Annotated in this window: 30 protein-coding genes; 14 read left to right on the forward strand and 16 right to left on the reverse strand. The window is 60.9% G+C overall.

What is annotated here, in order from left to right:
- Nucleotides 1–71: 71 nt before the first annotated feature.
- Nucleotides 72–524: a GNAT family N-acetyltransferase gene (locus tag ACJ8OK_RS16540; RefSeq protein WP_442530703.1), complete on the reverse strand. Its 453-nt coding sequence runs from the start codon at nucleotides 522–524 to the stop codon at nucleotides 72–74.
- A gap of 100 nt (nucleotides 525–624) precedes the next feature.
- On the opposite strand from ACJ8OK_RS16540, the gene ACJ8OK_RS16545 reads away from it, so the two are divergent.
- Nucleotides 625–1,359: a class I SAM-dependent methyltransferase gene (locus tag ACJ8OK_RS16545; RefSeq protein WP_004928990.1), complete on the forward strand. Its 735-nt coding sequence runs from the start codon at nucleotides 625–627 to the stop codon at nucleotides 1,357–1,359.
- A 70-nt stretch (nucleotides 1,360–1,429) separates the two neighbouring features.
- Here ACJ8OK_RS16545 and ACJ8OK_RS16550 read toward each other — a convergent pair whose 3' ends face one another.
- Complete coding sequence (locus ACJ8OK_RS16550; RefSeq protein ID WP_442530704.1) at nucleotides 1,430–1,930, reverse strand: GNAT family N-acetyltransferase; 501 nt, start codon at nucleotides 1,928–1,930, stop codon at nucleotides 1,430–1,432.
- Between the two features lie 85 nt (nucleotides 1,931–2,015).
- On the opposite strand from ACJ8OK_RS16550, the gene ACJ8OK_RS16555 reads away from it, so the two are divergent.
- Nucleotides 2,016–2,942, forward strand: coding sequence for a LysR substrate-binding domain-containing protein (locus tag ACJ8OK_RS16555; protein ID WP_235363094.1), 927 nt, complete (start codon nucleotides 2,016–2,018; stop codon nucleotides 2,940–2,942).
- Here the strand turns inward: ACJ8OK_RS16555 and ACJ8OK_RS16560 are convergent.
- Nucleotides 2,937–3,452: a DUF1543 domain-containing protein gene (locus tag ACJ8OK_RS16560; RefSeq protein ID WP_235363095.1), complete on the reverse strand. Its 516-nt coding sequence runs from the start codon at nucleotides 3,450–3,452 to the stop codon at nucleotides 2,937–2,939. The genes ACJ8OK_RS16555 and ACJ8OK_RS16560 overlap by 6 nt on opposite strands.
- Nucleotides 3,453–3,572: 120 nt before the next feature.
- On the opposite strand from ACJ8OK_RS16560, the gene ACJ8OK_RS16565 reads away from it, so the two are divergent.
- Nucleotides 3,573–3,755, forward strand: a complete 183-nt coding sequence (locus tag ACJ8OK_RS16565; RefSeq protein WP_015378856.1) for a YodC family protein — start codon at nucleotides 3,573–3,575, stop codon at nucleotides 3,753–3,755.
- Nucleotides 3,756–3,789: 34 nt separating this feature from the next.
- On the opposite strand, the gene ACJ8OK_RS16570 is transcribed toward ACJ8OK_RS16565, so the two are convergent.
- On the reverse strand, nucleotides 3,790–4,068 hold the full coding sequence (locus tag ACJ8OK_RS16570; protein ID WP_033632287.1) for a GNAT family N-acetyltransferase: 279 nt from the start codon (nucleotides 4,066–4,068) through the stop codon (nucleotides 3,790–3,792).
- 1 nt (nucleotide 4,069) lies between these two features.
- Entirely contained in the window at nucleotides 4,070–4,300 is a 231-nt protein-coding gene (locus tag ACJ8OK_RS16575; RefSeq protein WP_033633592.1) for a (4Fe-4S)-binding protein, read from the reverse strand.
- A gap of 192 nt (nucleotides 4,301–4,492) precedes the next feature.
- On the opposite strand from ACJ8OK_RS16575, the gene ACJ8OK_RS16580 reads away from it, so the two are divergent.
- The gene (locus tag ACJ8OK_RS16580; RefSeq protein ID WP_004928980.1) at nucleotides 4,493–4,906 is read left to right on the forward strand and encodes a DoxX family protein; all 414 of its coding nucleotides are present in this window, start codon (nucleotides 4,493–4,495) and stop codon (nucleotides 4,904–4,906) included.
- A gap of 50 nt (nucleotides 4,907–4,956) precedes the next feature.
- Here the strand turns inward: ACJ8OK_RS16580 and smrA are convergent, their stop codons facing one another.
- A complete protein-coding gene (gene smrA / locus ACJ8OK_RS16585) occupies nucleotides 4,957–5,529 on the reverse strand; it encodes a DNA endonuclease SmrA (protein WP_015378857.1) in 573 nt (190 codons plus the stop codon).
- A 184-nt stretch (nucleotides 5,530–5,713) separates the two neighbouring features.
- Between smrA and ACJ8OK_RS16590 the strand changes: the two genes are divergently transcribed.
- Both ACJ8OK_RS16590 and ACJ8OK_RS16595 read left to right on the forward strand, forming a co-directional pair.
- Complete coding sequence (locus tag ACJ8OK_RS16590; protein WP_004928976.1) at nucleotides 5,714–6,049, forward strand: MbeD/MobD family mobilization/exclusion protein; 336 nt, start codon at nucleotides 5,714–5,716, stop codon at nucleotides 6,047–6,049.
- 64 nt (nucleotides 6,050–6,113) lie between these two features.
- Nucleotides 6,114–6,560, forward strand: coding sequence for a DUF1198 family protein (locus tag ACJ8OK_RS16595; protein ID WP_004928974.1), 447 nt, complete (start codon nucleotides 6,114–6,116; stop codon nucleotides 6,558–6,560).
- 25 nt (nucleotides 6,561–6,585) lie between these two features.
- Here ACJ8OK_RS16595 and ACJ8OK_RS16600 read toward each other — a convergent pair whose 3' ends face one another.
- The 3 genes from ACJ8OK_RS16600 to ACJ8OK_RS16610 form a co-directional block, all read right to left on the reverse strand.
- Nucleotides 6,586–6,924 (reverse strand): DUF2002 family protein, encoded by a 339-nt coding sequence (locus ACJ8OK_RS16600; protein WP_004928971.1) that lies wholly within the window; start codon nucleotides 6,922–6,924, stop codon nucleotides 6,586–6,588.
- Between the two features lie 102 nt (nucleotides 6,925–7,026).
- Nucleotides 7,027–8,199 (reverse strand): MFS transporter, encoded by a 1,173-nt coding sequence (locus ACJ8OK_RS16605; protein WP_060560083.1) that lies wholly within the window; start codon nucleotides 8,197–8,199, stop codon nucleotides 7,027–7,029.
- Between the two features lie 90 nt (nucleotides 8,200–8,289).
- Complete coding sequence (locus ACJ8OK_RS16610; protein ID WP_082997519.1) at nucleotides 8,290–9,195, reverse strand: LysR family transcriptional regulator; 906 nt, start codon at nucleotides 9,193–9,195, stop codon at nucleotides 8,290–8,292.
- A 105-nt stretch (nucleotides 9,196–9,300) separates the two neighbouring features.
- Between ACJ8OK_RS16610 and ACJ8OK_RS16615 the strand changes: the two genes are divergently transcribed.
- Entirely contained in the window at nucleotides 9,301–10,683 is a 1,383-nt protein-coding gene (locus tag ACJ8OK_RS16615; RefSeq protein WP_033632282.1) for an MFS transporter, read from the forward strand.
- Nucleotides 10,680–11,060: a DUF4440 domain-containing protein gene (locus ACJ8OK_RS16620; protein WP_033632281.1), complete on the forward strand. Its 381-nt coding sequence runs from the start codon at nucleotides 10,680–10,682 to the stop codon at nucleotides 11,058–11,060. The genes ACJ8OK_RS16615 and ACJ8OK_RS16620 overlap by 4 nt, the downstream gene beginning before the upstream one ends.
- Nucleotides 11,061–11,255: 195 nt before the next feature.
- Here the strand turns inward: ACJ8OK_RS16620 and asr are convergent, their stop codons facing one another.
- Nucleotides 11,256–11,612 (reverse strand): acid resistance repetitive basic protein Asr, encoded by a 357-nt coding sequence (gene asr / locus ACJ8OK_RS16625; RefSeq protein ID WP_033632280.1) that lies wholly within the window; start codon nucleotides 11,610–11,612, stop codon nucleotides 11,256–11,258.
- A 229-nt stretch (nucleotides 11,613–11,841) separates the two neighbouring features.
- On the opposite strand from asr, the gene ACJ8OK_RS16630 reads away from it, so the two are divergent.
- Nucleotides 11,842–12,150: a DUF883 family protein gene (locus ACJ8OK_RS16630; RefSeq protein ID WP_004928950.1), complete on the forward strand. Its 309-nt coding sequence runs from the start codon at nucleotides 11,842–11,844 to the stop codon at nucleotides 12,148–12,150.
- Nucleotides 12,151–12,211: 61 nt separating this feature from the next.
- Here ACJ8OK_RS16630 and pdxR read toward each other — a convergent pair whose 3' ends face one another.
- Nucleotides 12,212–13,642: a MocR-like pyridoxine biosynthesis transcription factor PdxR gene (pdxR, locus tag ACJ8OK_RS16635; protein ID WP_442530708.1), complete on the reverse strand. Its 1,431-nt coding sequence runs from the start codon at nucleotides 13,640–13,642 to the stop codon at nucleotides 12,212–12,214.
- Nucleotides 13,643–13,737: 95 nt separating this feature from the next.
- Here pdxR and ACJ8OK_RS16640 point away from each other — a divergent pair, with 95 nt between their 5' ends.
- The 5 genes from ACJ8OK_RS16640 (at nucleotide 13,738) to nrdF (ending at nucleotide 18,193) form a co-directional block, all read left to right on the forward strand.
- The gene (locus tag ACJ8OK_RS16640) at nucleotides 13,738–14,169 is read left to right on the forward strand and encodes a carboxymuconolactone decarboxylase family protein (protein WP_015378864.1); all 432 of its coding nucleotides are present in this window, start codon (nucleotides 13,738–13,740) and stop codon (nucleotides 14,167–14,169) included.
- 273 nt (nucleotides 14,170–14,442) lie between these two features.
- Nucleotides 14,443–14,673, forward strand: coding sequence for a glutaredoxin-like protein NrdH (gene nrdH / locus ACJ8OK_RS16645; protein WP_004928934.1), 231 nt, complete (start codon nucleotides 14,443–14,445; stop codon nucleotides 14,671–14,673).
- 9 nt (nucleotides 14,674–14,682) lie between these two features.
- Nucleotides 14,683–15,087, forward strand: coding sequence for a class Ib ribonucleoside-diphosphate reductase assembly flavoprotein NrdI (gene nrdI / locus ACJ8OK_RS16650; protein WP_442530709.1), 405 nt, complete (start codon nucleotides 14,683–14,685; stop codon nucleotides 15,085–15,087).
- Nucleotides 15,069–17,213, forward strand: coding sequence for a class 1b ribonucleoside-diphosphate reductase subunit alpha (nrdE, locus tag ACJ8OK_RS16655; protein ID WP_074055593.1), 2,145 nt, complete (start codon nucleotides 15,069–15,071; stop codon nucleotides 17,211–17,213). The genes nrdI and nrdE overlap by 19 nt, the downstream gene beginning before the upstream one ends.
- Before the next feature lie 8 nt (nucleotides 17,214–17,221).
- A complete protein-coding gene (gene nrdF, locus ACJ8OK_RS16660) occupies nucleotides 17,222–18,193 on the forward strand; it encodes a class 1b ribonucleoside-diphosphate reductase subunit beta (protein ID WP_442530711.1) in 972 nt (323 codons plus the stop codon).
- A 43-nt stretch (nucleotides 18,194–18,236) separates the two neighbouring features.
- Here nrdF and ACJ8OK_RS16665 read toward each other — a convergent pair whose 3' ends face one another.
- From ACJ8OK_RS16665 to ACJ8OK_RS16685, 5 genes are all read right to left on the reverse strand, one after another.
- The gene (locus tag ACJ8OK_RS16665) at nucleotides 18,237–18,524 is read right to left on the reverse strand and encodes a type II toxin-antitoxin system RelE/ParE family toxin (RefSeq protein WP_082997517.1); all 288 of its coding nucleotides are present in this window, start codon (nucleotides 18,522–18,524) and stop codon (nucleotides 18,237–18,239) included.
- Nucleotides 18,524–18,811, reverse strand: a complete 288-nt coding sequence (locus ACJ8OK_RS16670) for a CopG family ribbon-helix-helix protein (protein ID WP_033632276.1) — start codon at nucleotides 18,809–18,811, stop codon at nucleotides 18,524–18,526. Before ACJ8OK_RS16670 ends, ACJ8OK_RS16665 begins: the two co-directional genes overlap by 1 nt.
- A gap of 77 nt (nucleotides 18,812–18,888) precedes the next feature.
- Nucleotides 18,889–19,083 (reverse strand): DUF1289 domain-containing protein, encoded by a 195-nt coding sequence (locus ACJ8OK_RS16675; RefSeq protein WP_072010089.1) that lies wholly within the window; start codon nucleotides 19,081–19,083, stop codon nucleotides 18,889–18,891.
- Between the two features lie 64 nt (nucleotides 19,084–19,147).
- The gene (locus ACJ8OK_RS16680) at nucleotides 19,148–19,888 is read right to left on the reverse strand and encodes an SDR family oxidoreductase (protein WP_048325111.1); all 741 of its coding nucleotides are present in this window, start codon (nucleotides 19,886–19,888) and stop codon (nucleotides 19,148–19,150) included.
- A 153-nt stretch (nucleotides 19,889–20,041) separates the two neighbouring features.
- The gene (locus ACJ8OK_RS16685; protein WP_082997515.1) at nucleotides 20,042–20,986 is read right to left on the reverse strand and encodes an MBL fold metallo-hydrolase; all 945 of its coding nucleotides are present in this window, start codon (nucleotides 20,984–20,986) and stop codon (nucleotides 20,042–20,044) included.
- Nucleotides 20,987–21,000 lie beyond the last annotated feature (14 nt).

The following is a 21,000-nucleotide window of genomic DNA, read 5'->3' on the forward strand; positions in this document are numbered from 1 at the left end:
GGCTCGCTTCTCCGCGTGCCGTTTTTTCCGTTGCAGATAATAAGCTGAATCTTGGTAAACAGCGGATCTGTTTACAGCACCCGCGAATAGACCCGCGAGGCCTCGCCCCAGGGGTGATAGCCGAGCCCGTTATAAACGAAACCGCTGCGCTCGTAGTAACCCTCCAGATCGGTGCACAGGTGCAGCTGCGGGAAGCCCAACCGGCGAGTTTCCGCCGCCACATGCTCAATCAGCTTGGCGCCGCAGCCCCGGCCGCGCTGCGTTTCCTCTACGTAGAGCGCACACAGCCAGGGATACAGCTCACCGCGGCTGATAAAGTCGTTGGTAATCAGCCCCGCACAGCCGAGGATCTGGTCATTTTCCATCAGCAGGTACCACTGCGGCAGCGGGTTGGCGGCGCCGAGGCTGCGGTTGATAGCGTCTTCATACATCATCAGCGTCTCTGCCGTGGCCCAGTGCCGCTGAAAATATGCAATGGCGCGCTGCGCCAGCTCGGGCGCTTGCCGCACCGAAATCATGTCCATCGTCATTCCCGTTATTCATGTTGTCAGCGTAGAATTATGCAGCAATATGCAGAGTATGGCAGCGGCATTCCGCCGCCGTCATTCATCCCAAGGAGTCATCATGACGCAAAACATCTATGACAATCAGGCCTTCTTCGACGGCTACGCGCAGCTCAGCCGCTCGCAGCACGGCCTGGACGGCGCGCCGGAATGGCCCGCCATCCGCCGCATCCTGCCGGACTTGCAGGGAAAAAGCGTGGTCGATCTCGGCTGCGGCTACGGCTGGTTTTGCCGCAGCGCGCGCGAACAGGGCGCAGCCAGCGTGCTGGGGCTGGACGTCTCGGAAAAGATGCTGGCCAAGGCGCGGGAGATGACCGCCGACGCGGGCATCGAGTACCGCCGGCAAGATTTGGCGCAGCTGCAGCTGCCGCCGGAAAGTTACGATCTGGTCTACAGCTCGCTGACGCTGCACTACCTCGAGGATCTGGCCGCGCTGTTCGCCACGGTTTACGCCGCGCTGAAACCCGGTGGGCAGTTCATCTTCACCGCCGAGCACCCGATCTACACCGCCCCGGCGCAGCAGGGCTGGCTGACCGACGGCAACGGGCAAAAATCCTGGCCGGTCAACGGCTACCAGCGGGAAGGCCAGCGCGTCTCCAACTGGCTGGCGGAAGGCGTCATCAAGCAGCACCGCACGCTCGGCAGCTATATCAACCCGCTGGCGCAGCAAGGATTTATCATCCAGCATTTGAACGAATGGGGCCCCAGCGCGCAGCAAATCGCCGCTACCCCGGCGCTGGACGAAGAGCAGGAACGCCCGATGATCTTTATTCTCGCCGCCCGCAAACCCGCCTGATTCTGATCTGATTCACCCGCAGTAAACCGTTCACACCACCACAGTTGGGGAGGCCGCCTCCCCCCAACGGCTATTGCGCCGGCAGCGCCTCCCCGTGCGCCGCGAAGTGCGTCAGCGCATCGCCCTCCATGCGATAGCGCACCCACTCGCCCTGCGGCTGCGCGCCGATGCTGAGGTAAAAATCGATGGCCGGCTGGTTCCAGTCCAGCACGCTCCACTCCAGGCGGCCGCACTGCCGCTCGCACGCCAACTGAGCGATGTGCCGCAGCAACTTTTTACCGGCGCCCGCGCCGCGATGCTTCGGCGCCACGTACAGGTCTTCCAGATAGATGCCGTTTTTACCCAGCCAGGTTGAGTAACTCATAAAGAACACCGCATAACCCGCCGGCTCGCCGTTCACCGTACAAATCAGCGCTTCGGAACAGGCGCCAGGCCCAAACAGGCTGCGTTCGATATCTTCCACGCTGGCCAGCACCTGCTCGCGCGCCTTTTCGTACACCGCCAGCTCGATAATCATATCCAGAATCAGTTTGGCGTCGCTTTTTTGCGCCGGGTAAATCTCGATGGTCATGGCAAATCCTGAGTGTGTTGATGACTGTGCTTGCCAGCATATCGCGCCTCAAATACTGTATGAACTGCATTTTCATCAACAGGTAATGAATATCATGCATCTGGATTTGAAGCGCCTCGATCTCAACCTGCTGCTGGTGTTCGAAGCGATCTATCGCCTGCGATCGGTGACGCGCGCCGCGGCGGAGCTGGCCCTCAGCGCGTCGGCGCTGAGCCACGCGCTGATCCGGCTGCGTAAGGCGCTGGCGGACGAGCTGTTCTACCGGGTCGGCAACGACATGCACCCGACGGTGTATGCCGACAGCCTGGCCCCGACCGTCAGCGAAAGTCTGGCGCTGCTGGCCAAAGGGCTGCATCCGCGCCCGCGCTTCGTTCCCGCCGAAAGCCGGGAGAGCTTCACCTTCGCCATTACCGATTACACCGCCTTCGCGGTGTTTCCCGCGCTGATGGCGCAGATGCAGCGCCTGGCGCCGGGGCTGTCGTTCCAGCTGCGCTATTCCGAGCGCAAGGTGGCATTGAACGATCTGTTGGCGGGGCGCATCGACTTCGCGCTGGGCTTTACCGAAACCGACGGCGAAAGCTACCCGGAGATCGACGAGGTGAGCTGGCTGGAGGATGAGTATGTGGCGATTTGTTCACCCGCCTTCAGCGTAAAATACGGCGAACTGACGCTGGAAAACTATCTGCGGGCGCGCCATCTGGTGGTGACGCCGTGGAACGAACAGCGCGGCGTCATTGACTACCAGCTCGATAAGCTGGGGCTGCAGCGCGATATCGCCATCCGCACGCCTTCGCTGCTGGGAGCGCCGTTCATCGTCGCCGACAGCGAACTGGTGATGAGCATACCGCGCTACGCCGCGCAAAAATTGCGGCAGGCGGCGGCGCTGGATATCCACCCCCTGCCGTTTCCGGTGCCGCCGTATCAGATTAAAATCTACCTGCACCGCAAGAACGGCCGGCCGGAGGCCTGCCGCTGGTTGCGGCAACAGCTGCAGGCGCTGGCGGCGTTATAACGCGGGTTCGCCAATCGGCAGATACCCCTGCCACAGCGGCCGGGCCGGTTTGCCGTGCGGGTTAGCCCGCAGATGAACGTGATAACCCTGCAGCGCCTGCAGCAGCAGGCAGTCGTCCACCTCGGCCAGGTCATCCTTGTGCTGCTGCGCGCTGTCGGTCAGCAGCGCCCGTTTGGCTTTGTCTTTCGCCTCGTCGGCGGAGCGCGCCACGAACAGGCCGAACTGGTGCAGTTCCGCCAGCTTATCGCTGCGGTAACCGCCCACGTTAACGAAAAACAGCTTCTCTTCACCGGCGAACGGCGCAGGCTCCAGGCTCACGTCGTAACCGTCCGCCCAGTCGATGCGCGCATAGCCGTCGACATGCACCTTGCGCTTATCGCCGAACCACTTTTCACGCAGCAGCGGATACGCCTCATCCGGCCGATCCGCCGCCGCGAACTGCACGTCGTGCAGCTCAATATTGGCGCCCGGCGCCGTACCGCCCACATAAAACATCAATAATCCCGGCATGTTAGTCTGCTCTCCCTGATGATAATCGCTGTGTAAGTTAATACATAACGAAACATCTGCCAACGGTAGCGCCATTCTGTGTTATCAATAGGTGAGGTTTAATCTGTTGTGGAGGAACGCATGGCATTCAATATCGGTGATTTTGTACAACGCACCACCGGCGGCCCAAAGATGACCGTGGTGGCGATCGACGGCGAAACCCTGGTTTGCAGCTGGAATGAACTGGGTAAAGAGCAGCGCACGGAGGTGCAGGCCAGCGAGGTGGCGCTGTACCACGAAGACGGCGATTTCGGCGTCTGCTGAACGCTCGGGGCGCGCCCCGCGCCCCGTTATCGCCTCAGGCGCGAATGTCCTGATAGGCTGGCGTGGTATCAAACTCATGCTTGGCGAACGGGCACAGCGGAATGATTTTGCGCTGCTCCGCGCGCATTTTCTCCACCACCAGCGCCACCAGCTTTTTGCCGACGCCCTGCCCCTTCAATGACTCATCCACCCAGGTGTGATCGATAATGGTCAGCTTGTCACCGCTCGGCACGAAAGAGATCTCGGCGATCAGCTTGCCGTGCTCGTCATTGATATAAAAACGCTTGTCGTCCGCCAGTATTTTATGATCCATATTATTTCTCCCTATATTTCAGTGCGCCGCTGGGGCAAGTATCGATAACGCGTTTCACTTCGGCCACGTCGGCATTGTCCGGCATAATCCACGGGCGGCGATTCAAGGTAAAAATAGCCGCGTTGCCATGCACGCAGTTGGCGGAATGGCGGCAAACTGCACTGTTAAAATAAACGTCAATCTTATCACCGGAATAACGGCGGTAACCGGCGGCGGTCAATTCCTCATCCATCATGGCCTCACATTGCCTGTTTTATTGTTTTTGCTCCAGAGTCAAGTATAGGCAATACCGCCGGCTTCACCACGCGTCTCGCCCATCGAAAAAAGTGGCGCAACCGCCCGTCGCCGCTAGAAAAAAACGTAAATTGTTCTAATCTTTATACAGTAAGACAACATAATTCCGACAGTGGCTAAGGAGTTCGAAATGGGTGATAGCTCAAAAGACGGCGTAATTCTGCTGTCCCGCATATTGCTGATGATTCTGTTTATCATTTTCGGCTGGATGAAACTGGTCAACTTCGGTGCGACCGTCACGGCGATGGAAGGTTACGGCACGCCGATGCCTTATTTGGCGGCGATCGTTGCCGTGGTGGTGGAGTTTATTTTCGGCATCGCGCTTATTCTCGGCCTGTTTACTCGCCCTATCGCGGTCATTTTCGCCCTCTATGTTTTGGGCACCGCGTTTATCGGCCATCCGTTCTGGAAAATGACCGGTATGGAAATGATGGGCAACGAAATCAACTTCTTTAAAAACATCAGCATCATTGGTGGTTTGCTGTTGCTGGCGGTGACCGGCGCCGGCCGTTATTCGCTGGACTATAAAATATTTAATAAATAATTCATCGATGGCCGGCGTCTATCGCCGGCCATTTTATTTCGGCAATCCTTTCAACGGCTGCGCTTGGCGTGGCGCTCAAAGTTTTCCGCCCTGGCCTGCGCCGATTTACGCAGCGTGACGTAGCAGGCGCCCTCGCCGCCGTCGCGCGGTAAGGCGCGGCAAAACGCCTGCACCTGTTCAAACTGCGCCAGCCATTTGGCGACGTAACTGCGCACGATATTCGGATGGCTGTCGTTCTGCCGCCCGCGGCCATGCACGATCAGCAGCGAACGCAGGTTTTGCGCCTCCGCCTGCACGATGAAGCGAAACAGCGCCTGCCGGCTGGCTTCAACCGGCTGACGCAGCAGGTTCAGCGACGCCTGCGGCGGGTAACGTCCGTTGCGCAGCTTGTCCAGCACGCCCTGCTGAATGCCTTCCCCTTTGAACTCCAGCGGCTGTTCGCAGGGGATCACCTCGAGAAAATCGGTGCTGAGGAAGTTTTCCTGCCGCAGCCGCTGTGCTTCGCGCCGCGCGCTTTTGTCCACCGTCTCCTGCGGCCGGAGGTGCAACGTCTGCCGCCCGTTCGCCAGCGGCACCACGTCCGCCATCGCCTGTTCAAAAAAGTCTTTTTCCTGCTCGCTCATGTTCCACCTCTCTTGAACGGCAGCCTTTACGGCCGGGAATGGGGTCGATTGTAAGACGCCTTGCCACGGTTGCAAGCCGGGAATTGTCAGCGGCATGTGTCTCATTTGTCGTCAACGGGTGAGCTTGCGAACAGTTTTCGCTATACTGCTAAGCCATCATTGAGTGCCGCAAAGGATCGAGCCCATGACAATGCGCGAGCTGGAAATCCAGTTTCAAAATGCGATGAATGAGTTGCAGAGCAGCTTCGAACGGCAACACCGCGAATGGCAGCAGAGCTACCAGGCGCTGCAGCAACTGCTGGAAGAAGCCAAACAGCGCGAAGCCGCGCTGCGGGCGCAGAATGAACAACTGGCGCGCAAACTAAGCACCGCCAGTTCGGTGCCGGAACAACATGCGCTGGTGAAGCAGATCAAAATGCTTGGCGCCCATCTCGACGCGTTGGCCAAAGACGCGGCCACCTTTAACCACCATCTGCGCCAGCAGAGCGCGGTCGGTAATTTCAGCGGCGAACAGCATTGATAGCGGGCGCTGTCGCACAGCGCCTCTCCCTCTTCTGGCGTATTGAGAGTGTAATAAAGCCTAAATGACCTGGATCATCCTCGCCGTCCTGATCGTCGTATTTATTATCGGTTACCGCATTCTGACGTCCGACACCCGCAAAGCCATCGATTCGCTGGCCCATCTGCTGAGGGTCAAACCGATGCTGATCGAATCGATGATCCAGGAAATGGGCGGCCGCCAAAGCCAGACCTTTATCCGCATGCTGAACAATGGCTACACCGAAGAGATGCACCAGGCCGCTTACCTGCTGTTCATCTATCTGACGTTCATCAAACAGGCGGACGACGAACAGATTGCCCTGTGGCGCGACGTGCTGCTGCGCGCCGGGCTGTCGCCGGAGCTGCACGCCGAGCACACCGAAGCGGCGCTGTTTTACTTCGCCGAGCTGGATATCGATGCATTTGAACTGGCGCAGTTCCGCCGCGCCTACAATGAGCGTTTCAACCGCGAAGCGTTGGCCCACGGCTGATCGCGTCCCCCGGGCGGGGGACCGATTACAGGAACATGCTGTAGAGGTAGCGCGACAGCGCTTCGCGCGAGCTGAAGCCGTGTGCGATGCCGTAACGCAGGTTCGGGGCGTCGCTGCTTAAATCCAGGGGAAACTCCAGATACTGCTCGCTGGTGCGCACCGGGGAGGTCGGCGTGGCGAAATGCACGCTTCTCTCTTTCAACGCCGGGTGGATCACCAATGCGGTTCTGCCCATCCGCGCTTCGCGATTCACATACACATAATGCGTACCCTTGCGGTAGCCATAGGCCTGATCGGTGACATAATCACGCTCAAAGCCGGTATTCTCCAACACTTTAGCCACTTCATCCGGCCGTAAATACATCGATTCCTCCTCTCATTCTGGACCGCTGAGCGACCTTACCGTAATCATTCACCGAAACAACGATTTTCTGGGGAGGAATCCGGGTTTCGGACTATTCCTGAATCAGCGCCGGCTGCGCTGCAGCAGGCGCAGGGTGAGCAGCACCCCGAGCGCCACCAGCAGTGCCGCCGCCAGATAGATCGACGGCACGCCCGCCTGCCCAATCAGCAGCCCGGCCAGCGGGCCGGTGATGCCCAACGCCAGGTCGAGGAACGCCGAATAAGTGCCGAGCGCCGTGCCCTGGTTCTGCGGCGGCACCTGTTTCACCGCCTCAACGCCCAGCGCCGGGAACACCAGCGAAAAACCGGCGCCGGCCAGCAACGCGCCGGTTTGCACCATCCAGGGTTCGCCGGCCTGCCAGATCAACAGCAGCCCGACGATCTCGACCAGAAACGATGCCAGCGTCACCTTCAACCCGCCGTGGCGGTTGATGACGTTGCTGAAGATCAGGCGGATGCCGACGAAGGCGCAGCTGAACAGCGTCAGCGAAAACGCCGCGCCGCTCCAGCCCTTGTCGGCGTAGTAAAGGGTGATGAACGTGGCGATGACGCCGAAGCCGACGGTGCCCATCGCCAGCCCGAGACCATAGGCCCAGATGCGGCCGAACACCGCGCGAAAGGCGATGCGCTGCCCGGCGGCGATCGAGACGTCCGGCTTGCCGCTCGCCAACAGCAGCGCCACCGCGACCGCCAGCACGATCAGCGCCGCCACTCCGGCCAAGCCCCACTGCTGATTCAGGTACACGCCGAGCGGCGCGCCGGCCGCCATCGCCCCGTAGGTGGCGACGCCGTTCCAGGAAATCACCCGTGCGGTGTGCATCGCCCCGACCCGGCCGATGCCCCACAGCGTGGAACCGGTGCTGGCGAAGCTTTCGCCGACGCCGAGAAACACCCGCCCCACGCACAGCAGCAGCAGGCTGAGCCACGGATAACCGTCAACGCCAAACGCCAGCGCGTAAAACAGCCCGCTGGCGCCGCAGCACGCCAGGCCGAACAGCACCACCTTCTTCGGCCCCAGCTGATCGGCGTAGCGCCCGGCATGCGGGCGGCTGAACAGCGTGGCGAAGTACTGCGCGCTGATGATAAGGCCCGCCAGCACCGAGTTGTAGCCCAGGTGGTCATGCACAAATCCCGGCAGCACCGCCAGCGGCAGGCCAATGGTCAGGTAGCAGACGAAGGTGAACATCACCACGGACAGAATGCGTCGGTTCAGCTGGAAGTTATTTTCTGCAGTCATCGAAGGTGGCTCGCATCGGACGGGGTAGACGAAGCCCTCCAGCATACCCCGATGAGATTTGATGATAAATGAGAGAGTAATAACGAATTATTATTTCGCTAACGATTTTGCCGCCACCCGCGCGCGCAGAAAATCGATAAACGCCCGCACCTTCTCCGGCACGTGGCGGGTGTTCGGGTAGAGCGCATAGATGCTCTGCTCGGGGAAACGGTGATCCGGCAGCAACCGTTGCAGCCTGCCGGCGTCGATCTCGGGCTGCGCCAGCCACGCCGGCAGCAGCGCCACCCCGGCGCCATGCAGGGCGAACGCCAGCAATGCCGCGGCGCTGTCGCCGGTAAGCGTGGCGGCGTCCGCCACCTTGAAAAGCACCGCTTCGCGCTGCGGCGTAACCACCTGCCAGCTGAGGGGCGAACTGAGCCGGCTGTGGGCGATCCACTGCGCCTGCGCCAGATCCGTCAGCGAATGAATCGGCCGGTCGGCCAGATAATCCGGCGCCGCCACCGGAAAAATGGCGAAGCTGTCGATCAGCGCCGCGCGGTGGCTGGAATCCGCCAACTGACCCAGGCGGATCGCCACGTCGAAGCGCTCCGAAATCAGATCGGCATGATAAGAAGAAGAGACATGCTGGATGCGCAGGCGCGGATGCTGCCGCGAAAACGCCGCCAGCGCCGGCGCCACCACCTGCGCGCCGTACTCCGGCGTGCTGGTGATGCGCAGCACGCCGCTCAGCCCTTGATGATCGCGACGCACGTCGTCGAGCACGTTCTCCGCCTCCTGCAACAGCTGCAGGCTGCGCTGGTAGAAGCGTTCGCCGGCATCGGTCAGCGATAATCGGCGGGTGCTGCGCGCCAGCAGTGAAACCCCCAGTTCGTTCTCCAGCTGCTTGACGTTAAAGCTCACCACCGCCTTGGTTTGCCCCAGCGCCACCGCCGCTGCGGTAAAGCTGCCCGCCTCCACCACCGCCGCGAAGATCGCCAGGCGCTGCAAATTCAGCATTTCACCGCCCTTATTGTCAAAAACATTTTGACAGTGTAATCGCCAGCCGCCGATTTATCCGCACTTTTCCCCCCGATACACTGCTCGCCTTCAACCGGAGGCACCATGTCTTATCGCAGCAAAGTGGCAATCGTCTATCTGCTCGGCTTTTTCGTCGATCTGATCAATATGTTTATCGCCAACGTCGCCTACCCCGCCATCGGCCAGGCGATGCGAGCGTCGGTCAGCCAGCTGGCGTGGGTCAGCAACGGCTATATTCTCGGCCTGACGCTGGTGATCCCGCTCAGCGCCTGGCTGGCGCAGCGTATCGGCGGACGGCGGGTGTTTCTGCTCTCGCTGGCGCTGTTCATGCTGGCCACCCTCGGCGCGGGCAACGCCGACAGCATCGGGACGCTGATCGGCTGGCGCACCCTGCAGGGCATGGGCGGCGGCTTGCTGATCCCCATCGGCCAGACGCTGACCTATCAGCTGTATCGCAGCCATGAACGCGCCGGGCTGTCTGCGGCCATCATGTTAGTCGGGCTGCTGGCGCCGGCGCTGTCACCGGCGCTGGGCGGCTGGCTCGTCGATCGGTTGGACTGGCGCTGGGTGTTTTTCGCCAACCTGCCGCTGGCGGCTCTGGCCCTGGCGCTGGCGGCGCTGTGGCTGCGCGCGGAAGCGCCGACGGCGGCGCGTAAACCGCTCGACGCCACGGGGCTGCTGAGCGGCTGCGCGGCGCTGACGCTGCTGCTGCTCGGCCTGACCCGGCTGAGCGAGGCCGGCCATCAGGTTTCCGGCGCGGCGCTGCTGGCCGCCGGTCTGCTGGTGCTGGCCTATTATTTGCGCCATAGTCTGCGCACCCCGCAGCCGCTGCTGAACCTGCGGCTGGTCGGCGATCCGCTGCTGCGCAACGCCATGACGATTTATTTGTGCATTCCCGGCCTGTTCATCGGCGTCAGCCTGGTGGCAATGCTGTATCTGCAAAACCAGCTGGGGATGCCCGCCGCACAGGTTGGCGGCCTGATGCTGCCCTGGGCGCTGGCATCGTTCCTGGCCATCACGCTGACTGGCAAAACCTTTAACCGCCTCGGCCCACGGCCGCTGCTGATCGTCGGCTGCCTGCTGCAAGGCGCCGGCATGCTGACGCTGGCGCAGATCGATCAGGCCGGGCAGCACGCGTTGCAGATCGCCGCCTTCGCCCTGATGGGGTTCGGCGGCAGCCTGTGCAGCAGCACCGCGCAGAGCAGCGCGTTCCTGCAGATCCCCGACGCTCAGTTGGCGGACGCCAGCGCGCTGTGGAACATCAACCGCCAACTCAGTTTTTGCCTCGGTGTGGCGCTGCTCAGCCTGCTGCTGAATCTGCTGCTGGCCGTGTTGCCGCCCGCGGCGGCTTACCGCACCTGCTTCATTCTGGCGGGCGCCAGCGTACTTATCCCGCTGCTGCTGTGCCTGCGCCTCGCCAACCGCGCCATCGTGCGCCAACTCAACGCTCAACAGGATGCTTTATGAACCCGTATTTTACCGAAGTGATCGACGCCCACATCGCCATTGAACGCTGGCTGGGCAAAGGGGCCGGAGAAGAGCAGGCGCTGCTGGCGCGCTTTACGCCGGATTTCAGCATGATCGCGCTGAACGGCGCCCCGCAGGATTTCACCGCGCTGTGCGCTTTTTTCCGCGCGCATCGCGCCGCCAAACCGGGACTGGAAATCGAGATAGAAGAGATGAAGCTGGTGGCCGAATGGCCGACGGGCGCGGTAGTCAGCTACCGGGAAAAACAGAGTCTGCCGGGACAAAGCGCTACGCTGCGCTACTCCACGGTGGTGTTTGAACGCCAGCTCAACGCGCTCGGCTGGCGGCATTTGCATGAAACCGCCGCGGCGCAATGATCACAGGAAGCTGCCGGCCAAAAACAGTTCCCAACCGACGATCACCCCGCACAGGGTTACCGCGCTGAAAATGACTTCAAACAGATAGCGATTGATCATCGTGCGTCGCCTCAAAAGAAGACACCCGGAAGAACCGGGTGTCTGGAGTACGGACTGGAGCGTGCGGAACCTTTCGGTTCCGCAAACATCACTTAATTATGCTTTTTTACCGGCTTTTTTGTGGTGTTTTTTAGCGGCCTGAGCTTTCTGCACTGGCGCTTTTTTGTGGTGTTTTTTAGCGGCCTGGGCTTTCTGAGCCGGCGCTTTTTTGTGGTGCTTTTTAGCGGCCTGAGCTTTCTGGGCTGGCGCTTTTTTGTGGTGCTTGGCTTTCTTGTGGTGCGTCGCTTTAGCTGGCGCTTTTTCAGCAGCCGCCGCTGGCGCAGCGGTAGTGGTGGTGGTGGTCGCAGCTGGCGCGGTGGTGGTAGCCGGAGCAGTAGCTGCAGTATCAGCAGCGAAAGCAACAGAAGACAGACCCATAGTGGCAGCAACGATCAGCGCTAATACTTTTTTCATCTTTAAATCCTCAGAGTGTTGTTTCGGTAAGCTCCGGTGGAGCCGTTGAAACAGATACTAGTGGAATCAAACCGCCGCTTCCGTGAGTGATTGGTTTCGCCGAGTAACCAAATGTACAAAGCCCAGGCGCCGGCAAACACCTGCGTGACGGCGGTTTTTTTCCGTGATCGGCCACGCAAATCTCGACATGGTCTACACTTAAAAGACATGTGTCGAAATGGAGAGCTGAATGTTTAAGAAAGCGGAAAGAACAGAACGCGACATCGATCAGGACGTCACTCTGTTGGCCGATACGCTGGATGAAGTGTTGCGCGAGTCCGGTGACAAGACCAAAGAGGAACTGAAAGAGCTGCACAGCAAGGCGAAAGGCGTGTTGCGCGACGCCCGGGCGCGGTTCAATGGCTCCACCAGTCTGACACAGCATGCGCGCGACGCGGTCGATCAAGCCGACAGCTATGTGCGTGACAAACCTTGGCAGGGCGTAGGGATCGGTGCCGCCGTCGGCATCGTGCTCGGCGTGCTGCTGGCCCGGCGTTAACACCCCTGCAGTCATAAAGATAAAACAGATGTGCGTCTGGCCCGCGGAAATCGCGGGCCGTTTAATTTGCGTGTTTAAACAGCTGCGCTAGCCCCTGCACCGCCCGCTCCGTCTCCTCTCGCCGGCTGAAATTGGCGAACCCCAACAGTAACCCCTGCCCCGCCGGACTGTCGATGCGCCAGTCTGAGAGCGCCTGCACCGACAGCCCCTGTTGCCACGCCTGCGCCGCCAAGGGCGCATCCGCCATGTCGTCGCACAGCCGGGCCAACAGCTGAATGCCGCCCTGCTGCGGCACCACCGTCAGCCACGCCTCCAGTCGCCGTTCCAGCGCCTGCGTCAGCCACTCGCGCCGCTGGCGGTACAGCGGCCGCATGCGTTTCAGGTGGCGGTAGAAATGCCCTTGGCGGATGAAATCCGCCACGCTTGCCTGCAGCAGCGGTGGGCAGCCGCAGCCGCGCAGCCGGCTGCTGCGCGCGAATGCCGCCGTCAGACCGGCGGGCACCACCAAATAAGCCATGCGCAGCGCCGGGAACAGCGTTTTGCTGAAAGTGCCGGCGTACAGCACCCGCCCCTGAACGTCGAGGCTTTTCAGCGGCGGCAGCGGCCGCCCGTGATAGCGAAACTCGCTGTCGTAGTCATCCTCGAGGATCCAGGCCCCGCGCTGCTGCGCCCAGTCGAGCAGCGCCATCCGCCGCGCCAGGCTGAGCGAGACACCGAGTGGGCTCTGATGAGTCGGCGTGACCACCGCCAGCCGCGCCTCGGGCTCCGTCAGAATACCGGCGGCCACGTCCATGCCCTGTTCATCCACCGGCACGGCGACCGGCCTCACGCCGGCGGCCCGCAGCAGCGGGCGCGTAACCGGATAACCGGGATCTTCAATCCATACCGCGTCACCGGCGTGCAACAGCGTCTCCACCACCCAGTCCAACAGCGCCGGGTAGCCGGCGCAGAGGAAAATCTGCTCCGGCTGGCAGCTGATGCCGCGCGACAAATGCAGATAATGGGCGATCGCCTCACGCAGTTCAGGCAGGCCGCCGGCCGGCGGCAGCGCCAGGGAAGCCACCGTAGAACCGCGCAGCTGGCGGGCGACAATGCGCTGCCACAGCGCACGTGGAAACGCATCCAGCGCCGGCACGCCCAGTTGGAAAGGCTGCAGCATGCCCTGCGGCTGCAGCGGATCGGGCGCCACCGCCGGCAACGGCGGTGCAGCGGACGCCGCCCCCTGCATGGGCGGCAACTGCGGCGAGACATAGGTGCCTGCCTGCCCCCGGCTCTGCAAAAAACCTTCGGCAATAAGTTGCGCGTAGGCGCTTTCCACCGTGGCGCGCGCCACGCCAAGATCGCTCGCCAACCCGCGCACCGAAGGCAGCCGGCTGCCCGCCGCCAGGTTGCCCTGGGCGATGGCGTCTTTGATTCGCAGATAAATCTGCCGGTACAGCGGTTCGGCGAGCCGGCTGTCCAAACGCAGCGAGGTCAGGAAAGTTGGCATCATGGCCCGGTTAAATAATCATTTTATGGCCCTATAGCATAGACCATAAGGCCGCTAAAGTAGCGGCATGATTTCGTTACTATCGATTGAGGTTGACCATGATTAAGCAACGTTTGAATTACGCCGAGCTGGCGCCCGCCCCGTACAAAAATATGGTGAGCGCGCTGATGGCGCTGGAGAAAGGCGCTCTGGACAAAGCGACCATCGAGTTGATGTTTATGCGCGTTTCGCAGATCAACGGCTGCGCCTACTGCCTGGACATGCACGGTAAAGCGCTGCGCGAAAGCGGCTTCAGCCACGCCAAACTCGATACGCTGGCGGGCTGGCGCGTCAGCCATGAGTTCAGCGAGCGCGAACGCGCCGCGCTGGAATGGGCCGAGTCGGTGACGCTGATCGCCGCCACCGGCGCGCCGGACAGCGCTTTTGAGGCGCTGAAAGCGCACTTCAGCGATACCGAGATCGCCGATCTGACCTTCGCCATCAGCATCATGAACGCCTTCAACCGGCTGGCCGTCAGCATGCGCCAATAATGCGTTCGCCTCCCCCTCTTCTCTGAAAGGGGGAATTTCCCACCCGCAAAAAAAATTTTCCCCTCGCCTTCCCAGCTCCGACGCGGTCTGCGCACCCAACCCCACAAAACACCATATATAGCGTGGTTGATAAAGCAAATATCAACATATAGTATTTTATAGGTCAACCGCAGGGAGTGTCGTTCGGTTGATAACGCCGTCAGAAACGCCAGGAACGATGCTCCGTTATCTGACTTGTCCGCCTTTCCTTCAGCCTAAAGGTAAATGCGAATCATGAGCATTATTATTTACAGCAAGCCGGACTGTGTCCAGTGCAACGCCACCTATCGCGCATTTGATAAGCAGGGGATTGATTATCAGGTGATCGATCTCACCCAGGATCAGCAGGCGCTGAACCACGTTAAATCATTAGGTTATCAGCAGGTTCCGGTGATTATCGCCGGTGACGATCACTGGTCCGGTTTCCGGCCGGACAAAATCGGCGCGCTGGCGCTCACCTGCTGAGGCTCGACGATGAATCCGCTGGTCTATTTCTCCAGCAGTTCGGAGAACACCCACCGATTCGTTGAGAAACTGGGCCTGCCGGCGATCCGCATTCCGATCGCCGGCGCCCGCAGCAAATTGCTGATGGAACAACCCTATATCTTGATCGTGCCCAGCTATGGCGGCGGCAGCGCCGTCAGCGCGGTGCCGATCCAGGTGATCCGCTTTCTCAACGTTCCGCAAAACCGTTCATACCTGCGCGGCGTCATCGCCGCCGGGAACACCAACTTCGGCGCAGCGTACGGCATCGCCGGCGACATCATCGCCAAAAAATGCCAGGTGCCTTTTTTGTACCGCTTCGAGCTGCTCGGCACCGCGCAAGACGTTGAAAACGTTCGACAGGGAGTAACCGCATTTTGGCAACGACAGAACTGACCAGGCCCGAGACGGGCGCGCTGGATTACCATTCGCTCAACGCGATGCTCAATCTTTACGATGCGGAAGGCCGGATCCAGTTCGACAAGGATCGGCTGGCGGCGCGGCACTACTTCCTGCAGCACGTCAACCAAAACACCGTGTTCTTCCATAACCTGGAGGAAAAGCTGCGCTATCTGGTGGAAGAAGGCTACTACGAGCCGCAGGTGCTGGCGCAGTACGAGTTCCCGTTTATCAAGCAGCTGTTCCAGCAGGCCTACGCCAAGAAATTCCGCTTCGAGACCTTCCTCGGCGCCTTCAAGTACTACACCAGCTATACGCTTAAAACCTTCGACGGCAAGCGCTATCTGGAACGCTACGAAGATCGGGTGTGCATGGTGGCGATGACGCTGGCGGCGGGCGATACCGCCCTGGCGCAGGATCTGGTGGAGGAGATGATTTCGGGCCGCTTCCAGCCGGCCACGCCGACCTTCCTCAACTGCGGCAAACGCCAGCGCGGTGAGCTGGTCTCCTGCTTCCTGCTGCGCATCGAAGACAATATGGAATCGATCGGCCGGGCGGTGAACTCCGCGCTGCAGCTGTCGAAGCGCGGCGGCGGCGTGGCCTTCCTGCTGAGCAATATTCGCGAGGTGGGCGCGCCGATCAAGCGCATCGAGAACCAGTCTTCCGGCGTCATTCCGATCATGAAAATGCTCGAAGACGCCTTCTCCTACGCTAACCAGCTCGGCGCGCGCCAGGGAGCCGGCGCGGTGTATCTCAACGCCCACCACCCGGATATCCTGCGTTTTCTCGACACCAAGCGGGAAAACGCCGACGAGAAGATCCGTATCAAGACGCTGTCGCTGGGGGTGGTGATCCCGGATATTACCTTTGAGCTGGCGAAGAACAACGAAGAGATGTACCTGTTCTCGCCCTACGACGTCGAGCGGGTGTATGGCATGCCGCTGTCTGAAATCAGCGTCAGTGAAAAATACCGCGAGATGGTGGACGACAAACGCATCCGCAAGTCGCGCATCAATGCGCGCGAATTCTTCCAGGTGCTTGCGGAGATCCAGTTCGAATCCGGCTACCCGTATGTCATGTTCGAGGACACGGTCAACCGGGAGAATCCGATCGCCGGGCGCATCAACATGAGCAACCTGTGTTCGGAGATCCTGCAGGTCAACCGCGCCAGTACGTATCATGAGGATCTGAGCTACGATCGCATCGGCAAGGACATCTCCTGCAACCTCGGCTCGCTGAACATCGCCAAAACCATGGACGCGCCGGACTTCGGCAAAGCGATCGAGACCGCGATCCGTGCGCTGACCGCGGTGGCCGACATGAGCGACATCCGCTCGGTGCCGTCGATCGCCGAAGGCAACCGCAGCGCCCGCGCCATCGGTCTGGGCCAGATGAACCTGCACGGTTACCTGGCGCGCGAGCGCATCTTCTACGGCTCGGAAGAAGGCATCGACTTCACCAATCTCTATTTCTATACCGTGGCCTATCATGCCATCCGCGCCTCGAACCGGCTGGCGATCGAGCGCGGCGGCGCCTTTGACGGCTTTGAGCACTCGCGCTATGCCAGCGGCGAGTACTTCGACAAGTACACCGAGCGCGACTGGCTGCCGCAGACCGAGCGGGTGCGCGAGCTGTTCGCCGCCGCCGGTATCGCCATTCCGGGGCGCGACGAGTGGCGCGCGCTGCGCCAGTCGGTGATGATGCACGGGCTGTACAACCAGAACCTGCAGGCGGTGCCGCCGACCGGCTCCATCTCGTACATCAACAACGCCACCTCCAGCATTCATCCGATCGTTTCGCGCATCGAGATCCGCAAGGAAGGCAAGATCGGCCGCGTTTACTACCCGGCGCCTTACATGACCAACGACAACCTGGCGTATTACCAGGATGCCTACGAGATTGGCCCGGAGAAAATCATCGATACCTATGCCGCCGCCACGCAACACGTCGATCAGGGGCTGTCGCTGACGTTGTTCTTCCGCGATACCGCCACTACCCGCGACATCAACCGCGCGCAGATCTACGCCTGGCGCAAAGGCATCAAGACCATTTACTACATCCGCCTGCGCCAGATGGCGCTGGAAGGCACCGAGGTGCAGGGCTGCGTGTCCTGCGCGCTGTGAGGCAACTTATGACGACCGTAACATCGGCGCCGCTGGTGCGCGCCATCAACTGGAACATCATCGAAGACGACAAGGATCTGGAGGTGTGGAACCGCCTGACCTCCAACTTCTGGCTGCCGGAGAAGGTGCCGCTGTCCAACGATATCCCCTCCTGGGCCACGCTGACGCCGAAGGAGCAGCAGCTGACCATTCGGGTGTTCACCGGGCTGACGCTGCTGGACACCATCCAGAACACCGTCGGCGCGCCGGCCCTGATCGCCGATGCGCTGACGCCGCACGAAGAGGCGGTGTACTCCAACATCAGTTTTATGGAGGCGGTGCACGCCCGCTCTTACAGCTCAATCTTCTCCACCCTGTGCCAAACGCCGGACGTGGATGACGCCTATCGCTGGAGCGAGGAAAACCGCGCGCTGCAGAAGAAAGCCGGCATCATTCTGGCGCACTACCGCAGCGACGATCCGCTGTTGAAAAAAGTCGCTAGCGTGTTCCTCGAGTCGTTCCTGTTCTATTCGGGCTTTTACCTGCCGATGTACTGGTCCAGCCGCGCCAAGCTGACCAACACCGCCGATCTGATCCGTCTGATCATTCGCGACGAGGCGGTGCACGGCTACTATATCGGCTATAAGTTCCAGAAAGGGCTGGAGAAAGTGGACGCTGCACGGCGCCAACAGGTGAAAAACTTCGCCTTCGATCTGCTGCAGGATCTGTACGACAACGAGGTGCGTTACACCGAGGAGCTGTACGACGGCGTCGGCTGGACGGAAGACGTGAAGACCTTCCTGCACTACAACGCCAACAAGGCGCTGATGAACCTCGGGTATGAAGCGCTGTTCCCATCGGCGATGGCGGAGGTCAACCCGGCGATCCTGTCGGCGCTGTCGCCGAACGCCGACGAAAACCACGATTTCTTCTCCGGTTCAGGGTCGTCTTACGTCATCGGCAAGGCGGTCAACACCGAGGATGAGGACTGGGATTTCTGAGGACATGACAACGATACCGGTCTTTCAGGCCGGTATCGTGCATTCAATACCCTTGTTCTTTCTGACTGCGGATCGCCAGAACAAATGCCGTATCGATATCAGGGATATATTTGTAGAGCGCCAAATAACCGCGAGCTTGCTGCCCAATAATCAATTCACGCAGCCCTGCGCCAAGGGACCGTCCGATCAATGGATTATGTTCCAATACCGCAACCGCCTGGATGATTTCCTGAATGCGCCGCCCTGAATCCGCAGCGCCATACTGAGCCAAATGAGCGAGAATACGTTCGATATCATCCCTGACCTCTGGCGCCAACTCGACATTTGCCATCAGCGCCCCAGTTTTTTAACGGCAGGTTTAACCGCGGCGGTGTTACCCGCAGCGTAATTTTCCAAATAACCGCGCATCTCTTTCCAAGAAACCGTCTCTCCCGTCGCAATTATCTTGGCATAGCGTTTTTCCGCTTCATTCTCAAAGTCGCGGCGCAATTCTTCCTGCTGCGTTTTCTCCGTTATTGCCTGCAAAATAAAGCTGTGAGACGTCACGCCAGTCTGCTCGGCGACGGCGGCCACGCGGGCTTTAAGCTCATCTGGAATACGGATGGTCGTCGTAGACATAAGCGCTCCCAACGTCTGTCAGTTACATGTAGCTCAATTGTGCTACACGAAGTCTGACAGCGCAATAACACTGAGGATTATTTCACCCACTGACGCAACTCTAGCCGCCGCCAAATAGCGCGTTTCTCCGTGTCGCTGGCGGTCGGCCAGGCGGCGATCTCCGCCCGCGTGCGCCGGCATCCGCGGCACTGCTGGGTTTCGTCGTCGATCCGGCACAGGCTGACGCAGGGCGATCTGACGCCAGGATAGGATTGCTGAGTGTGGCCCGCCATACGTTGCCCTTGATGTGATATGTTCCGCCACAGGATACCCGATCCGGCGGCGGCGCGTCGCCAATCAGATGATGCCGCCGTTGGCGCGTAAGGTTTGGCCATTGATCCAGCCGCCGTCGGCCCCGGCGAGAAAAGCCACCGCCGCGGCGATATCCTCCGGCGTGCCCAGGCGCTCCAGCGGCGCCATCTTCGCCAGCCGCTCGATAAGCTCCGGGGTTTTGCCGTCGAGGAACAAGCCGGTGGCGGTCGGCCCCGGCGCGACGGCGTTCACCGTGATATTGCGGCCGCGCAGCTCTTTCGCCAGCACGCTGGTCAGCGCTTCGATCGCCGCCTTACTGGCGGCATACATGCCGTAACCCGGCTGCAGCAACCCCACCACGCTGGAGGAGAAGTTGATGATGCGGCCGTTGTCGCGCAGGCGCTTCGCCGCCTCGCGCATCGCATTGAAGCTGCCTTTCAGGTTGATGTCGAGCAGGCGATCCGCGTCTTCATCCTTCATGTCCGCTATCGGCGCCAGCGCGATCACCCCGGCGTTATTGACCAGCACGTCGACGCCGCCAAACGCCTGTTCGGCGCTGTCGAACAGCCGGGTGACCGCAGCCGCATCGCTGACGTCGGCCTTGACGCTCAAGGCGCGGCCGCCGCGCTGTTCTATCTTGCGCACCAGCTCATCGGCCGGCGCCGGGTTGCCTGAATAGTTGATGATGACGGTAAAGCCATCGGCGGCCAGACGCTCGGCGATGGCCGCGCCGATGCCGCGGGATGCGCCGGTGACGATGGCGACGGAGTGAGTTTTCTGGTTCATCGGGAGCTCCTTAAAGAAAACGACAGGCATGACGTTAATCATGCACTGTTTATCACGGCGAATCAGCCCCGATTCTCTGGCATCATAATCCCAAATTATCGAACAATGCCGCTGGGCTCTATTCGATGGCCGCCCAACGGGCGGCCATGTCCATTACAGCGCGCCGTAATTCAGCGGCACCCAGGTGTAACCGTCGCCCTGGCGGTTCAGATACCCCAACCCCGGGAACGACAGGTGTGCGCCGCCGACCAGCTCGCTCTGCCGCGCGCTGTCGCCAAATATCCGCAGCCGCTGAGCGACCGCCGCCTTGGCGTCGCTGTCAAAGCTGATAGCCACCTTAGGATGCGGCAACTGCACCGCCGCCACGTGGATCAGATCCCCCAACAGCAACAGCTTCTTGCCCTGGCTGGTCACCTGATACACGCTGTGCCCCGGCGTATGGCCGTGAGCGGCGAAGGCGGCAATGCCCGGCGACAGTTCGCCATCGCCGCTGAACGGCTTAAAGTGGCCGGTCGCCTGGTACGGCTTGATCGCCGCCTGGGCCCGTTCGAAGTTGCTTTTACTCTCTGCTTTGGCCTGTTTCAGTTGGTCCGCGCTCAGCCAGAAGTCCGCGTCCTGGCTGGCGGCGCGCACCACCGCATTGGGGAATGCCGCCTTGCCGTCGTGCGTCAGGCCTCCGAGGTGATCCGGGTGCATGTGGGTCAGGTAGATTTCATCCACCTGCTCCGGCTGGTAGCCCGCCGCGCGCAGGTTATCCACCAGCTTGCCCAGGCCGTCGCCCAGCAGTTGGCCGGCGCCGCTGTCAATCATCACCAGCTTGTCGCCGGTGTTGATCAGATAGGCATTGACCGAGGTGACCACCGGCAGGCTTTGATGCCGCTCGGCCAACCCGGCGGCGATCTGCTGCGGCGTACTGTTCAGCAACAGCTTGTCCGCCGGCAGGCGAATGATGCCATCGGACAACGCGGTCACTTCAAAACTGCCCAGCATGATGCGGTAGAATCCCGGCGTCGGGGTTTTGGCCTGCGGCGCGGCGGCCCCGGCCTGTAATGACATAACGGCCAGCGCCGCGCCCAGCAGACAACGTTTCCAGAACATGATGACTCCTTGCG

Source organism: Serratia sp. CY71090 (assembly GCF_052166845.1).
In the GTDB taxonomy this organism is placed as follows: Bacteria; Pseudomonadota; Gammaproteobacteria; order Enterobacterales; family Enterobacteriaceae; genus Serratia; species Serratia nematodiphila.